Source organism: Paenibacillus sp. HW567, assembly GCF_000374185.1.
Classification (GTDB): Bacteria; Bacillota; Bacilli; order Paenibacillales; family Paenibacillaceae; genus Paenibacillus_AQ.
Window position 1 is genome coordinate 3,380,660 of record NZ_KB910518.1, and the last position, 14,159, is coordinate 3,394,818.

The 14,159-nt window shown below is 50.3% G+C and carries 15 protein-coding genes and 1 other RNA gene; 6 read left to right on the top strand and 10 right to left on the bottom strand.

The window, feature by feature from the left end; genetic code table 11:
• The first annotated feature begins 64 nt into the window (after positions 1-64).
• On the top strand, positions 65-1,684 hold the full coding sequence (cimA, locus tag B212_RS0115455; RefSeq protein ID WP_019911808.1) for a citramalate synthase: 1,620 nt from the start codon (positions 65-67) through the stop codon (positions 1,682-1,684).
• Positions 1,685-1,803: 119 nt separating this feature from the next.
• Here the strand turns inward: cimA and B212_RS0115460 are convergent, their stop codons facing one another.
• Positions 1,804-2,373: a TlpA family protein disulfide reductase gene (locus tag B212_RS0115460; RefSeq protein ID WP_019911809.1), complete on the bottom strand. Its 570-nt coding sequence runs from the start codon at positions 2,371-2,373 to the stop codon at positions 1,804-1,806.
• 146 nt (positions 2,374-2,519) lie between these two features.
• Between B212_RS0115460 and B212_RS31545 the strand changes: the two genes are divergently transcribed.
• Positions 2,520-2,996: a Mov34/MPN/PAD-1 family protein gene (locus B212_RS31545; RefSeq protein WP_019911810.1), complete on the top strand. Its 477-nt coding sequence runs from the start codon at positions 2,520-2,522 to the stop codon at positions 2,994-2,996.
• On the opposite strand, the gene B212_RS0115470 is transcribed toward B212_RS31545, so the two are convergent.
• From B212_RS0115470 to B212_RS0115480, 3 genes are read right to left on the bottom strand one after another with little or no spacing between them, the layout of a single operon-like run.
• Positions 2,978-3,727, bottom strand: coding sequence for an exonuclease domain-containing protein (locus tag B212_RS0115470; protein WP_019911811.1), 750 nt, complete (start codon positions 3,725-3,727; stop codon positions 2,978-2,980). The two genes, B212_RS31545 and B212_RS0115470, sit on opposite strands and share 19 nt — an antisense overlap.
• The gene (locus tag B212_RS0115475) at positions 3,724-4,806 is read right to left on the bottom strand and encodes a DUF294 nucleotidyltransferase-like domain-containing protein (RefSeq protein WP_019911812.1); all 1,083 of its coding nucleotides are present in this window, start codon (positions 4,804-4,806) and stop codon (positions 3,724-3,726) included. The genes B212_RS0115470 and B212_RS0115475 overlap by 4 nt, the downstream gene beginning before the upstream one ends.
• A gap of 24 nt (positions 4,807-4,830) precedes the next feature.
• Positions 4,831-6,228, bottom strand: coding sequence for an ammonium transporter (locus B212_RS0115480; RefSeq protein ID WP_019911813.1), 1,398 nt, complete (start codon positions 6,226-6,228; stop codon positions 4,831-4,833).
• Positions 6,229-6,782: 554 nt separating this feature from the next.
• Here B212_RS0115480 and B212_RS0115485 point away from each other — a divergent pair.
• The gene (locus B212_RS0115485; RefSeq protein WP_028530862.1) at positions 6,783-7,214 is read left to right on the top strand and encodes a MerR family transcriptional regulator; all 432 of its coding nucleotides are present in this window, start codon (positions 6,783-6,785) and stop codon (positions 7,212-7,214) included.
• 32 nt (positions 7,215-7,246) lie between these two features.
• The gene (locus tag B212_RS0115490; RefSeq protein WP_019911815.1) at positions 7,247-7,924 is read left to right on the top strand and encodes a zinc metallopeptidase; all 678 of its coding nucleotides are present in this window, start codon (positions 7,247-7,249) and stop codon (positions 7,922-7,924) included.
• Positions 7,925-7,961: 37 nt separating this feature from the next.
• On the opposite strand, the gene B212_RS0115495 is transcribed toward B212_RS0115490, so the two are convergent.
• Positions 7,962-8,876 (bottom strand): LysR family transcriptional regulator, encoded by a 915-nt coding sequence (locus tag B212_RS0115495; protein WP_019911816.1) that lies wholly within the window; start codon positions 8,874-8,876, stop codon positions 7,962-7,964.
• A gap of 14 nt (positions 8,877-8,890) precedes the next feature.
• Positions 8,891-9,517: a rhomboid family intramembrane serine protease gene (locus B212_RS0115500; protein ID WP_019911817.1), complete on the bottom strand. Its 627-nt coding sequence runs from the start codon at positions 9,515-9,517 to the stop codon at positions 8,891-8,893.
• Between the two features lie 116 nt (positions 9,518-9,633).
• On the opposite strand from B212_RS0115500, the gene tpx reads away from it, so the two are divergent.
• Positions 9,634-10,152, top strand: a complete 519-nt coding sequence (gene tpx / locus B212_RS0115505; protein ID WP_019911818.1) for a thiol peroxidase — start codon at positions 9,634-9,636, stop codon at positions 10,150-10,152.
• 84 nt (positions 10,153-10,236) lie between these two features.
• On the opposite strand, the gene B212_RS0115510 is transcribed toward tpx, so the two are convergent.
• The 3 genes from B212_RS0115510 to B212_RS0115515 form a co-directional block, all read right to left on the bottom strand.
• Positions 10,237-10,626, bottom strand: a complete 390-nt coding sequence (locus B212_RS0115510; protein WP_019911819.1) for a DUF1499 domain-containing protein — start codon at positions 10,624-10,626, stop codon at positions 10,237-10,239.
• Positions 10,627-10,787: 161 nt separating this feature from the next.
• Positions 10,788-10,980: non-coding RNA, 6S RNA (gene ssrS, locus B212_RS33850), on the bottom strand.
• A 104-nt stretch (positions 10,981-11,084) separates the two neighbouring features.
• Positions 11,085-11,897 (bottom strand): YesL family protein, encoded by an 813-nt coding sequence (locus tag B212_RS0115515; protein WP_019911820.1) that lies wholly within the window; start codon positions 11,895-11,897, stop codon positions 11,085-11,087.
• Positions 11,898-12,075: 178 nt separating this feature from the next.
• On the opposite strand from B212_RS0115515, the gene B212_RS35390 reads away from it, so the two are divergent.
• Positions 12,076-12,168, top strand: coding sequence for a YjcZ family sporulation protein (locus B212_RS35390; protein ID WP_232231484.1), 93 nt, complete (start codon positions 12,076-12,078; stop codon positions 12,166-12,168).
• Between the two features lie 72 nt (positions 12,169-12,240).
• Here the strand turns inward: B212_RS35390 and B212_RS0115520 are convergent, their stop codons facing one another.
• A complete protein-coding gene (locus B212_RS0115520; RefSeq protein WP_019911821.1) occupies positions 12,241-13,872 on the bottom strand; it encodes a DEAD/DEAH box helicase in 1,632 nt (543 codons plus the stop codon).
• Positions 13,873-14,159 lie beyond the last annotated feature (287 nt).

Here is a 14,159-nt window from a genome sequence, read left to right on the forward strand (position 1 = left end):
TCTTTGTTACATTCCCGCGTAAAAATGCTATAATATAAAAATTCAAACTTCTAGGAGGACTCTCATGTCTAAGTCCATTTCCATCTTCGATACGACGCTGCGTGACGGCACCCAAGGTGAAGGTATCAGTCTGTCGGCGGATGACAAGCTGAAAATTGCCAAGAAACTCGATGATCTGGGCGTTCACTATATTGAAGGTGGCATCCCGGGAAGCAACAACAAAGACATTGAGTTTTTTAAAAGAGTCAAGGAGCTGCATCTGAATGCCAAAATTACCGCATTCGGCAGCACCCGGCGCAAGAACTCCATTACCGAGCATGACGACAACCTGCAAAGGATGATCGACGCCGGTGTTCCTGCAGCCACACTGGTCGGTAAATCATGGGACTTCCATGTGCATACTGCCCTGCAAACTACACTTGAAGAAAATCTCGCCATGATCGGCGAATCCATCTCCTACCTCAAACGCAAGGGCCTCGAAGTCATTTTTGATGCCGAGCATTTCTTCGACGGTTATAAGAACAATGCCGAATACGCTGCTGCCGTGCTGGCGACAGCCCGTAGCGCAGGTGCCGATTGGCTGGTGATGTGCGATACGAACGGCGGAACTCTGCCTTTTGAAATTCAGGAGATTGTCTCTAGCATTGCCCTTCAGCTCCCTGGAGCTTCACTCGGTATTCATACACATAACGATTGTGAGCTGGCGGTCGCCAATGCGCTTAGTGCAATCGGAGCTGGAGTCCGTCAGGTTCAAGGCACAATCAACGGCTATGGCGAACGCTGCGGGAACGCCAACCTATGCTCAATCATTCCCACCCTCCAGCTCAAAATGGGGTATCACTGCATCCCTGGCGATTCGTTGCCTCAGCTTACAAATACGGCTCATTTCATCAGCGAGGTCGCCAATGTGAACCTTCCGGTGAATCAGCCATATGTTGGCAATGCCGCTTTTGCGCACAAAGGCGGAATTCATGTATCCGCAATTCTGCGCGATTCCCGCACCTATGAGCATATTGCCCCGGAGCTGGTCGGGAACAAGCAAAGAGTGCTCGTATCCGAGCTGGCCGGACAGAGCAACGTTCTGTCCAAAGCGCAGGACATGGGGCTCAGCCTTGACCCAAGCAGCGAGCAGGCCCGCAAGGTGATCGACAAAATCAAAACTCTGGAGCATCAGGGTTACCAATTCGAAGGCGCCGATGCCTCCCTGGAGCTGCTGCTTCGCGAAGCAACCGGAGAGGTGAACGAATTGTTCACCTTCGAATCCTTCAAGATGCTTGTAGAAAAAATAGCCGGACATCCTGTAGTTTCCGAGGCATTCGTCAAGCTTAGAGTCGGCGGTGAGAATCTGTATACCGCCGCTGAAGGCAACGGCCCGGTCAACGCGCTCGACAACGCGCTGCGCAAGGCGCTGCTCACCTACTTCCCGCAGCTTAAGGATATGCACCTTTCCGACTATAAGGTGCGGGTGCTGGATGAGCAGGATCAGACCGCTGCGAAGGTGCGCGTATTGATTGAGTCCAAAGACTACAAGGATACCTGGAGTACCGTAGGTGTATCCAGCAACGTCATCGAAGCCAGTTGGGAAGCGCTGGTCGACAGTATGCGTTATGCCCTGCTTGGACAAATATCGCTGGAGAACGGCAAGGAAACAAGCAGCGAGCCCCGCGGACTTGTGAATCACTAATTCCGACTGACAGTTTGTCCTTGTCTAAGCTAAACAAAGCCCCCCTGCAGCCGGAACTTTCCGTGATGCAGAGGGGCTTTGTTTCAGCAATTACTTCATTATTACTCCATTGCTGCTTATCAGGAGCCGGTAAGGGCAATAATTTTCTTTTCCAGCTCATCAGGGGACAGAAAACCGAGAATCACCTCGGAAACCACCCCATTTTTGTCAACCAGCACATTGGTAGGGAATACCACGCCTTTATATTTATCAAACACCTCGCCTTTCAGATCATACAAGATCGGAAACGCCAGCATATACTTTCTGACAAAACGTTCCGCATTCGGCTTATAATCCTGACTGGTTACGTTAATTCCGTAAATATCCAGCACATTGTTGTATTTCAGTGCCAGCGCATTGAGAGCAGGCGCCTCCTTCTGGCAAGGATCACACCACGAAGCCCAAAAGTTAAGCAAGACCGCCTTTTCCCGGGTTCCGCCTACCTTATAGCTGTGGCCGTCTTTGTCCTGCATAGAAAACGCAGGGGCCAGCAGACCCTCACCGGTACCGCTCTTAAGCTCCGGGGCTGACTGCTGCTGAATTGCAGGAACCGCCTCCGGCTCAGGCTTTAATCTATGCTCTACCGCCAGAAAGACCAAAAATACAATAACGGCCAGGACCGTTAGATTACGTTTATTCACAGCTTTCATAGAGGTTTATCCTTTGCAAATGGGATGGGTTTCTCCTATTGTTCCCTCATCAGGCCCTGTTTCAAACCATCCATTATCTGCAAAAAATAAATAAAAAAGAGGATTTCGCCAAAGACGAAACCCTATGAAGAGAGAGGGGTGAACAAATGACAGCATTCCAGGGAAAAATCCAGCCCATAGCGCTGAGTTCCTCCGTACAGCTTGCGCTGGGGAAGCACTTGCTGTCCTGTACTCCGCAGGAGGCCTGCGGAGTGCTGCTGGGTGCTGCCGCAGCGGGCGGCATGCGCATCAACGACTATATGCCCATGCGCAACGTAGCGCCTGACCCGCTGCATGCCTTTGTTCCCGATCCGCAGGAATGGGTTAAAGCACTCTACCTCGATCCCGCCCCCATCGGTTTGTTTCATTCCCACCCGCACTCCAGCCCCTGGCCCTCCACCGCCGATATTCAGGGCCTACCTTCCCTAGGCGCTGAATTCAAGGTGTATCTGATCGGTTCTCCCGGATCAAATGGCAAGGAGCCTCCGCGCTTGAATGGGTTCTATATCGACCGGCAGCCCGGAGCGGACGGAAATCCCAACCATAGACTGCTGCACGCGCCACTCTATGGTCTGCTTAGATAAGCGTACAGATCTCCCAGAGTCTCAATCTGTCGTTTCTGGGAAATCTCACGCATGTAAGATACCCATAATTTAGCCGTCATTTTGGCATCCTCAAGTGCGTTGTGCCGGCCATGAATAGGAATGTCGTGAACGGCGAGCAGCTCATCCAGTGTGTAGTTGCTGCGGTGTGGCTCCAGCCAGCGGGCCAGCATGATTGTATCGAGCACTCTGTGGGTAAGCTGGACCTTGGAGGTTTTCCACAGAGCCGCATTTAAGAAAGACTTATCATGATTGCTGCCGTGTGCCACCAGCACCTGCTGGCCGACAAATGACATGAAATTATGCAGTGCGTCCATCAAGGACGGCGCTGTTGATGTCATCTCTTCCGAAATTCCCGTAAGCTTTGTAATATCCTCCGGAATTGCTGCCTGACAGTTCACCAGAGTATAGAAGCATTCCTCTTCCTTGATTTGCTCTCCCACCACCTTTATCGCACCAAAAGAAATAATCTCATCTCCATGCTGATGGGAAAAGCCTGTAGTTTCCAGATCGAAAATAACTGTCTCCAGTTCAGATAGCGGGGTATGCAGTACTTCAGGGCGCCGCTTCTCTCGCATAAGGGAGCGGATAAATGCCATCTGCTGTGCGGTCTGCTGTGCCGATTCCCCGCCCCTCATGGAAGCGATGGCGGACGGCATTCCGCCCTGTCTGAGGTTGTTCCAGAATCCTCCGCCTTTGTTCGGCTCCTTCATGACTGCCTCCTTTCCGCTGACCGGAGCTGACGCTGCAGTGCCTTGTGCAGACGCCTGACGAGCAGCAGACCTTCCCGCAGCTCAGACAAGAGCTGCTTATTCTTCAGATCACTTTCAGCAATGTAGTCACTGCTGGATAACAAGCCGTCCTGAACGGTATAGGGTGTATTCACACGCATGCGCAGAGCAGTTAAAAAGGCGCGGCGGATATCCTCCAGATGCTGATACTCATTCAGCCCAGCCAGAAGCTCAAGCCGCTTCAGTGTCGAGCTGTCCCAGACACCGTGCAGTAACGATAAATGCCTTACAATATTAACCAGAGGGATATAGACACCATATTTAACATCAAATCCGCCGGCATAATCGCCAAAACGTTCCGTAAGCACCTGCCCAAGCAGATTCAGCGTCGCTTTGTGGCGGACCGTATTGCGGAGCACGGCCGTAGACAGCTTCTCGTTATTGACGAATCCGGCATGAAAAGATTCACGCCACTCTGTGGATAACGCCTCACTTCCGGCTACATGACGCATATCGGAAGCAATAATGAGATACCGGATCGGTTCCCACTCCAGTTGGCTCATCCAGCCTTCCAGTTGCCGCTTCCATTCCGGCAGCGTTTTGCGCCACAAGGGCTCTGAGCACATCACTTTGCCTTCACATTTCTCATAGCCTGCTTCTTCAAGCACATCGGACATCATTGCCCCGAAGGCCTCAAAATAACTTGCTTTATGCCCATCCGGTTCACCTTCAACAATTAGGCCATTATCCTGATCACTCCACAGCGTAGCTTCCTGTCTGCCGGCACTGCCGAAGACAATAAAGGAATAGGCGCAGGGAGGCGGGCCGTAGCCCGCCTCCTTCATCTGCGCCTCACATATGCCGACTGCTGTCCCGGCAATCCGGTCATGCATGGCATTGACCCGGGACATCCATTCCTCGATCGGGATAACGTTTAACTGCTCCAGCAGTACATCTTGACAGGCGCTGCGCCTTGCCTTCAGCTCCTGCGGCGAACCGGCCGTTGTGATGGACAAATATCTTTTATCTTCATTCCAGTCTGCAGTCTCCACCCAAGCCACTCGGTCCGCCTCCCAACGAGAAGTTTATAATTTTTGGGTTTTGGATTCCGAATCTGCGATCAGCTTCATTTGCTCAGGATACCCGTAGGTACCATGCTCACTGATATCCAGACCCATCAATTCTTCCTCTTCAGTTACACGCAAGCCCATGACCAGCTTCATTACATACAGAATGATGAAGGAAGCTACCGCTACGAATACGAATGTTCCCGCTACACCAAGCGCCTGAACACCAAGCTGATGGAAGCCTCCGCCGTAGAATAAGCCGGCTTTCCCGACGAGAGCGCCTTTTTCGATCAGATCAGGCGCTGCGAACAGACCCGTGGACAACGCTCCCCACATCCCTGCAATACCGTGTACGGAGAATGCATAGATCGGATCGTCCAGACCTGCACGTTCCAGCCATTGGGAAGTCATGAACGTGAATGCCCCTGCAACCAAACCGATGATGATAGCAGCCCAAGGTTCTACATATGCGCAGGCACCAGTGATAGCAACAAGCGCGGCCAACACACCGTTCAGCATTGCCGGAATATCTGACTTACCAAAGTACAGCCAGGATGCGATCAGCGCAGCCAGACCGCCAGCAGCCGCCGCAATATTTGTTGTCAAAGCTACGTGTCCGAAGAACCCGCCCATTGGAGACAATGCGCTGCCTGGGTTGAATCCGAACCAGCCGAACCAGAGGATGATTACACCGAGTACAGTGAATACTTGGTTATGACCTGGAATAATCACCGGTTTGCCTTCTTTATTGAACTTGCCAAGACGTGGCTTAAGCAAGATCGTTGCGACAACCGCCGCCGTTGCACCAGTAAGATGGACAACCGTCGAACCTGCATAATCCTGCATGCTCAGTTCAGATAACCAGCCGCCGCCCCATACCCAGTGTGCTACAACAGGGTAGATAACTACGGAGAACAGAATACCGAAAATGATGTATACGCTCAGCTTAGCACGTTCAGCCATACCGCCGGACACAATAGCCAGGGAAACTGCGGCAAAAGCCATTTGGAACAGGAATTTAACGTTAAGGGTTACATCTGAGAACCCGAGGGCATTATCGAAGGAAGCAGCTTGTGTATCCCCACCGTACAAAAACCCTGTAGTTCCGAAGAAGCTATTGCCGTTACCGAAGCCAAGACCGAAGCCAAGAGCCCAGAAACACAAGCTTGCAATAGCCAGTGTCAATACCGTCTTCCCGGCTACGTGACCGGCATTCTTCATCCGGACGGATCCGGCTTCAAGCATTGCAAACCCTGATTGCATAAAGAACACTAGGATAAATGCCAGGAAGGTGAACGCCGTATCCAGCCCGATTTGCAAATCCGGTGCCGCAGGACCATCAGCAGCAAAGGCGCTAACCGGGTAGACCATCAGTGTGATCATGGCCAGGAACATCAATATCATCTTTTTCTTCATACTTTACCCCACTCCCCAATGTTATATTTCCTAACAAAACGTGAAACTCTTAATGTCATTATAATCAGAAGTCAGGTAAATTGACAAGACTATTTTTTTGGATACTTTAATTTATTTATGGAAGCTTACGATTTCCTCACAGTTTAACTTGGTCACCCTAATGCTGCAGATAACGCGCAGATTTACAGGCTTTTGGGACTCTCAAATATGAGAACGCATTCAATCTGCTTCTTTATTTGAATTCAAATATATGCATTTTTATTAATATTCATTAAAAAACAGCATCAAAAACACCTCATCATCAACACATTACATGATGTGTTATCTTTTTCAGGTAACTGAAGTCTCTCGATTAGCGGGTTGACCAATATTGTAAGCACAAAGGATTTGAAGCATTTTTACCCACCTCATAGCATATACCAAAAGTAAGCGTGACGTTTGACTGTATGGTTTGTCTTTTGGTATCATTAAGTTATTCCATATTTTATATAGTAAGAAGACGGCATAGAGAAAAAGAACCGGCTTCAGTTAGCGAGGTGAGATAACTTGGGGATATGAACTTGTACCGGATCGGTGAACTGGCCAAAGCTGCTCGCACCAGTGAGCGGACAATTGATTACTACACCAAACTGGGATTGATTTCGCCAGAATCCAGGAGCATGAAGAATTACCGGCTGTACAGCCATGAAACCCTGATTGCCTTGGAGCGTATTAATCAATTAAAGCAAGAGAAATATACATTGGAAGAGATCAAATCCATGATGAGCAGGTGGAATGAAGCTACCCCCGAAACCGATGTTTCGGACAAACTGGTCGAGCTTGAGATCCACATGCAGCGGCTTGAGCGTGAGGTGAAGGCGCTGGAACCGATCATCAGCGGGTTAAAGCCCGTTCAGGCCAGACGGGCGCTGGCTACGCTGCTTCCACAAGGAGTTGCCTGTATGGAAGCGATCCGGCTTCTGTTGATGCAGGGGCCGCCAATGTAAACAGCTTGTAAATTATAGTGGAGGAATGACATATGAATTCTTTGATGTATCTGTTAGTAATTGTTGCGTTTCTATTCTCCTTATGGGCTCAATTCAGAGTGAAGGGCAATTTCAATAAATGGGCCAAGGTAGCCAATATGAGCGGTATGACCGGCTACGATGCGGCCCGGCGCATGCTTGATGCGAACGGCCTCAGTGATGTTCCGATCGAACCAGTACGCGGCTCGCTTTCCGACCACTACGACCCCGTTCACCGGGTTGTGCGCTTGTCAGAACCGGTATATTATGAGAGCTCTATAGCTGCCATTTCCGTCGCTTGCCACGAGGTCGGCCACGCCATTCAGCATAAAGTACACTATCCAATGCTCACTCTGCGCCACCGGATGTTCCCGGTCGTCAATTTCGCCTCGGGAGTTGCACCATTTATGCTGCTGGCCGGCTTCATCTTCAGTTCTCTTAACCTAATCGGCCTGGGTATCATTTTCTTCTCGGCTGCAGTGGCTTTCCAGCTTGTGACTCTCCCCGTTGAATTCAACGCAAGCAACCGGGCGCGCCAGGTGATGGTGGAGCAAGGCTACATTCGCAACGAGGAAGAACGCGGCGTGGCCAAGGTTCTGAATGCGGCAGCTTTGACTTATGTAGCTGCAGCCTTGGTTTCCTTGCTTGAACTGATCCGTTTAATTGCCATGTTCCTTGGAAACCGTGACTAAGTCTGCAATTCACAGGCATAAACAATACCCCGGAAGGCTACGAGCCAACCGGGGTATTGTTGTTTCTGTCTTTAAAATAGGTCAGCAGGAACGTCCGAAAAGAACGGGCCACCAGCGGCAGCTTGCCGTCGCTGCGGTGAATAAGCCCCACTGTTCTTGTTACAGCGGGTTCTACCACGCGCACCTGTGCCGGCTGCATCGGATTGGTCTGATACAGGGCCATTTCGGGAAGAAGGCTCACCCCCATTCCTGCGGCAACCAAACCGCGTATAGTATCCGTTTCCCCGCCTTCGAAGGCAATCTGCGGCTTAAAGCCAGCCTGCACACAGGCCTGCCATACAATCGGCCTCAACGAATACCCCTGGCTGAACAGGACAAATTTCTCATCACGCAGTTGCTCGAGGCGGATGAGCTTCTCTCCAGCCAGCGGATGATTCTGCGGAAGGATGGCGAATAGCTCCTCTGTCATAACAATATCTCCGGCAATATGCTCGGCACTCTCCGGGAAAGGCGAGATGAAGGCGAGGTCAACCTCGCCCGAGAGCACATCCTTAATCAAGGAGGGATAGGCTCCCTGCTTAAAGCGAAACTTGACAAGCGGGTAATGCCGCCGGAATTCCGCAACAATTGAAGGGATTAGATGTGTCCCCAGGCTATGCGGAAAGCCGATACGGATCTCGCCGCGCTCCGGGTCCAGAAATTCATGCACCTCCGCCACAGAGCGCTCCAGCTCCTTCAGCACGGACTCAACCCTTTTGCAAAAGAGCTGTCCTACCGGCGTTAGCTGCAGGTTGCGGCCTTTTTGCATGAACAAGTCCACGCCAAGCTCCTGCTCGAGCTGATGAATCTGGCGGCTGACCGCGGACTGCGCTACATGCAGCTCTTCCGCAGCTCTTGTAACATGCTCCTTTTGGGCAACCTTCAAAAAATACTGAAGCTGTCTAAGCTCCACATCTCCACCCTCTTCTACCGTCGGCTTTTTTTGAATATGCGGATAATCAATCCATAGAGGAAAAAACCAGCTCCCAATCCGCAGAGATGGGCCATCCAATTCACATTTGGCGTGGCAAAGGACATAATCCCCCCCATCACCAGAAGGCCGTACAGCGTCTTACGGGAGCCCTCATCCATCATTCCCCGCTGTAATAAGGCAATATAAAGAAAGGCGCCATAGATGGCGTAGATTGCGCCTGAAGCGCCTACGGAGACTGTAGCCACATCCACAACCGAACGGCTGCTGATTGCAACCGCCAAATAATTGGCGATGAACCCTCCGGCCAAGTAGAGCAGCGAATAGCGCCACCAGCCCATCAGCCGCTCAAGCGGCGGGGCAAACACCAATAATGCAAAGCAGTTAAAGAATAGATGGGCAAACCCGTTATGCAAAAAAGTCGCCGCAACATAACGCCACAGCTCATCTTTTTCGGGACCCGCATTCAGAGTAGCCCCGTAATCCAGCAGCGTCTGCAGATTGGTTGAACCGCCGTTCGCAGTCAACACAATAAACATGATTACATTTAACAGAATTAAAGTACAGGTTACCGGGTAATAGCGAATGTACCCTTTCCAATTCTCGTACCTTATGAATATCATAGCACCATCCCTTTATGTATCTTGTTCTTGTCCGGTTGGACACAAAGCTTCTAAAAAGATTATAATTTATTCTGGCAGTAAGAATCCAATAATGCAATTCAAGGAGGAACAAGGAAATGACGCAAGAAAGAACAGGCGCAGCCACATTTAAAAGCAGCCCCATCACCCTCGTAGGACCAGAGCTGAAAGCCGGTGATTCCGCGCCAGATTTCGTGGTAAGCAAGAATCTGCTGGAAGACGCATCGCTTAGCGATTATGCCGGTAAAATCAAGCTGATCAGCGTTGTACCTTCTCTGGATACCGGTGTATGCGATGCGCAGACCCGCCGTTTCAATACTGAAGCCGCAGAGCTTGGCGATGAAGTGGTCATTCTCACCATCAGCATGGACCTGCCATTCGCCCAAGCCCGCTGGTGCGGTGCCGCAGGCATTGATCGTGTCATCACACTTTCCGACCACAAAGCGGCAGCTTTCGGACAAGCCTATGGCGTGCTGATCAAAGAATTCCGTCTGGACATGCGATCCATCTTTGTGGTGGACAAGAACAACACACTGGCATATGTCGAGTACTTGCCCGAAATGACCGAACACCCTAACTACGAGGCTGCTATAGCCGCTGTGAAGGAACTGCTGTAATTATCGGGAACGAGCCTAATATATTTGAAAAAAAGCGGCAGAAGGACACCCTTCTCCCGCTTTTTGCATATGGATGAATTTATATTAGTCGATCTTGTATTTGCCCAGCTTCTTGTCCAGCGACTGGTACAACCGCTGAATGACGCGGTAGTTAGCGCCAAGATCGCCAAGCGATCCTCTCGATGCGGAATAAATATCAATCGCGCAACGCACCGGCGTAGTATTCAGCACAGAGACGGTGATATCCAGCGTGCGGCCGAATCCGGTTCTTTTCTCAAGAATAATTTCTCCGACAGACTGCACCTCATGAAGCACCTTGAATCCAGGAATCTTCTTCAGCGTTGAGGATATTTCCTCCCACGCCTTGTCTCTTGAAAGAGTGTAATAACGTGTTTTTAATGCCGGATCTTTTGCACGGTCGCTTGTTCCGTCATGACTGCGAAATAAACCGACCAAGGTTCTTTTCAACGACAAAATACTTCCCCCTCTTCAAATCCCAAGTTCATTACCTTAAGTGTAACATTCTTATCCGCGGAACAAAAGGGCATTGCTCACTTTCTCTATAGATCATCATACATAAAAAGGTGCCCTGTACCCGCAGCAATGCGGGAAACAGGGCACCTTGTCAAAAACAGTTGAAACCCGCCTATGCCGTCCGGCTACAGTGTCTTCTGAACCTGCTATAGCAGGTGGGTGGCCGCAGAAGTCGTTTTTGAATTCCCCAAGTCATATAGACAGGGCTGTTCAGCCGCGCTTCATCTAGATCTCCCAAGACATTATCATTGGTTCAAAACAACGAGCAACCGTAAACGCACATCGCAGGATTTATAGCTATTATATTGCTTTTTGACAAAAAAGTAAACCTGTATGCGCTTTAATTAGTAACGGATAACAATTTCCGTCCACTTTGAACGGGTTTTGTTGTCCCTATGTTAAATCTTCTTTAGATCCTGATCCGTGTTATCCTCATCATCCTGCTGCTCGTCCGCCTCTTTCTCAGCAGCTTCCAGAGCAGCAAGCTCCTCCTCCTGCTTCTTCTTCTCAACCTGCATCTGCAGCTTGTTATACGTAGCATAGAAGTTAAAGAAAGCCAGCATAGCGATCAATGTCGGAATACAGATCACATACAGCACCGAATACCGCAGACCAATATAAGCAAGAACCGCCGAACCGATTAAGGTGGAGAACACACGGATTGGACGGGCGATAGTCAGCAGAATAGAATTGGTCGCCACTTCTTTGAAGGTCATCTGGTAATGAACCACAATCGAAAAAAAGTTGAACATGGAGACGAACAAAATAATCATCAGCACCAGCATCAGTATACCGACGATTCTAAAATTGGCCATTTGAGTCATGTATACGGTCACATCAACGTACATAACAACAAACAGTAAGGTGTAGATAACCCCCCCGAGCATGCTTTTGACATAGTTCTCTTTGTATCCTTGAAAAAAAGTGCGGAACGTGCTGACATCCGTATTGCCCATAACCCATTTACGGACCACTGTAAACAGCGCTGCTGTTGCCGGAAACACAGTAAACGGCGCCAGAATGCCAAGTGCCCAGTTGAGTGTGATCTGCTCATTAGCCCCCCCTGCCTCTGAACCCAGCATAATCATCTTCATCACTGCCATGAACAGAAACGGGACCGAACATAACGCCCACAAAATATTGCTGAAGGCGATGCGTGATATCCACTCTGTGATGCGGTATAAACCGCCCATTGCTCCTTTAAACTCCAATTCCCTTCCTCCTGTCTGTCTCGCGCATACTGCGTACCTTTACTATACCCTATTTGCCCCGGACTTTTCCAGCGCCCAAGTTTACGATTGTTGGGTTATCGTCTACGCAGTCTTAGCGGAGAGTCCATATATTAGAATCGTAGCCACGCTAATCACTCACCTAAAGGAGGTTAACCAAATGTCCAATCCTTGTTGTAACCCTTTTACATCTACCGGCACTATCCTTGTTCTGTTCATCCTGCTCGTAATCATCACCCGCACATTTATCTAATACGGAATTAAAAAAAGAAGACGAGAACCGCCATCCGGTTACTCGTCTTCTCCTTATGAGCAAAACTGCCGCTTAAATGTCGTAATCTTCGCGCTTAGCAGGACGCGTGCTTGTGCTGCTTGGGCGTGTTGACGGTTTGCGGTCTCCGCTGCGTCCGGCACCGGCGTCACGGCCAGCTCCGGAATCACGGTTGCCTTTGTAGCCGCCGCCGTAGCCGCCACTGCCGTAGCCGCTGCTATAACCGCCACGGCTGCCGCTGTTTGCGTTGTCACGGTTGCCACGGTAGCCGCCGCCACTTCCCGAGCCAGTACGGTTGCCGCCATATCCGCCGTTAGGCTTGCGGCCGCTGCGGATGTCATTCTTGCCGCCCCGGCGTTTCACACGAATTGGATCTTCCGGAGTCAATTCAACCTGAGTATCCTTGGTTTCGCCAGTAAGCAGCTTCATTGCTGCAGACAGCAGTTGTACCGAGTCATATTGCTCAAGCAGTTGAATAGCAATGCCTTTGTATTCGTTCAATTCACCGCCGCCTTCAACGACTGCCAGCAAACGTTCAGCGGTAATGCGCTGTTTGCCTTCAATAGCCTCAGCCATTGTCGGAAGCGGTTTGCGGGTAATGCGGTGGCGGGTCACACGTTCAATCAAATGCAGGTGATCCATCTCACGTGGAGTCACGAAGGACCAAGCGGTACCTTCCTTGCCTGCGCGGCCGGTACGGCCGATACGGTGTACATAACTCTCCGGATCTTGCGGAAGGTCAAAGTTGATAACGTGAGTTACGCCGGAAACATCGAGTCCGCGTGCCGCTACGTCAGTAGCAACCAGCACATCAATGCTGCCGTCGCGGAATTTGCGCATTACTGCATCACGCTGGTTCTGGGACAAGTCGCCATGCAGTCCGTCTGCGGAATAGCCGCGTTTTTGCAAGCCTTCGGCCAGTTCATCCACCCGGCGTTTGGTACGTCCGAATACGATAGCCAGATCAGGAGATTCCATATCAATCAGACGGCTCAGAGCTTCAAACTTCTGGCGTTCAGGAACTTCAATGTAGGCCTGATCAATCAGAGGTGCGCTGATTTGTTTCGGGATAACGGAAACATGTTGCGGGTTCTTCAGGAACTGCTGGGCAAGACGTTGAATGTTAGGAGGCATTGTAGCTGAGAACAGCATGGTTTGGCGTTCTTCCGGCACAAGCTTGAGGATGGTCTGGATGTCTTCCATGAAGCCCATATCCAGCATTTCATCGGCTTCGTCCAGTACAATAGTCTGTACGTCATCAAGACGGATGGTCTTGCGGTTAATGTGGTCGAGAAGGCGTCCTGGTGTACCAATAATGATTTGCGGTTTCTTCTTCAGCCCGCGAATTTGGCGGCCGATATCCTGTCCGCCGTAGATAGCCAGCGAACGAAGTCCCTTGAAACGGGTAAGCTTGCCGATTTCTTCAGCTACCTGAATAGCCAGCTCGCGTGTAGGCGTCATAACCAGCGCAAGGATTTTTTCTTCTTCACGGGCAATCTTGGAAATGAGGGGAATCCCGAAAGCGGCGGTTTTACCTGTACCGGTCTGCGCCTGTCCAATCATGTCCGATCCAGTCAGTGCAATCGGGATGGCCTGCTCCTGTATAGGTGTTGCTTCCTCAAATCCAAGCTCCAAGATTGCTTGTAGCACTTTTGGCTCCAAGCCGAATTCTGCGAATGTTTTCAAATTATTCATGCTCCTTCTATATAGTGGACATTCCACATGCTTGTCTGTATTCTTAAGTAGCGGTAAACACACTTATAGGCTGTCCAATCATGCCGGATTCTCTGCATGGTTTAGCGTGCGCGTTTGGGACCAAAAGCTGTCCTTAGATCAGGCCACTCAAATCCGCCTGAACAATTGTAATTTCGCATCCTAAGCAATGCAAAAATACCATTGTAACGTCCTACTCAAGAATATCCTATACATTATATCACAAACCCCTTTAGGAATACCAGTACATTCCTTTCTTT

What these genes read in the sequence shown, in the direction of transcription:
- B212_RS0115480 (WP_019911813.1), bottom strand. Translation starts at nt 6,228, where the DNA reads ATGAAGAAAAAGATGATATTGATGTTCCTGGCCATGATCACACTGATG.
- B212_RS0115485 (WP_028530862.1), top strand. Translation starts at nt 6,783, where the DNA reads ATGAACTTGTACCGGATCGGTGAACTGGCCAAAGCTGCTCGCACCAGT.
- tpx (WP_019911818.1), top strand. Translation starts at nt 9,634, where the DNA reads ATGACGCAAGAAAGAACAGGCGCAGCCACATTTAAAAGCAGCCCCATC.
- B212_RS0115500 (WP_019911817.1), bottom strand. Translation starts at nt 9,517, where the DNA reads ATGATATTCATAAGGTACGAGAATTGGAAAGGGTACATTCGCTATTAC.
- B212_RS31545 (WP_019911810.1), top strand. Translation starts at nt 2,520, where the DNA reads ATGACAGCATTCCAGGGAAAAATCCAGCCCATAGCGCTGAGTTCCTCC.
- B212_RS35390 (WP_232231484.1), top strand. Translation starts at nt 12,076, where the DNA reads ATGTCCAATCCTTGTTGTAACCCTTTTACATCTACCGGCACTATCCTT.
- B212_RS0115470 (WP_019911811.1), bottom strand. Translation starts at nt 3,727, where the DNA reads ATGAAGGAGCCGAACAAAGGCGGAGGATTCTGGAACAACCTCAGACAG.
- B212_RS0115490 (WP_019911815.1), top strand. Translation starts at nt 7,247, where the DNA reads ATGAATTCTTTGATGTATCTGTTAGTAATTGTTGCGTTTCTATTCTCC.
- cimA (WP_019911808.1), top strand. Translation starts at nt 65, where the DNA reads ATGTCTAAGTCCATTTCCATCTTCGATACGACGCTGCGTGACGGCACC.
- B212_RS0115460 (WP_019911809.1), bottom strand. Translation starts at nt 2,373, where the DNA reads ATGAAAGCTGTGAATAAACGTAATCTAACGGTCCTGGCCGTTATTGTA.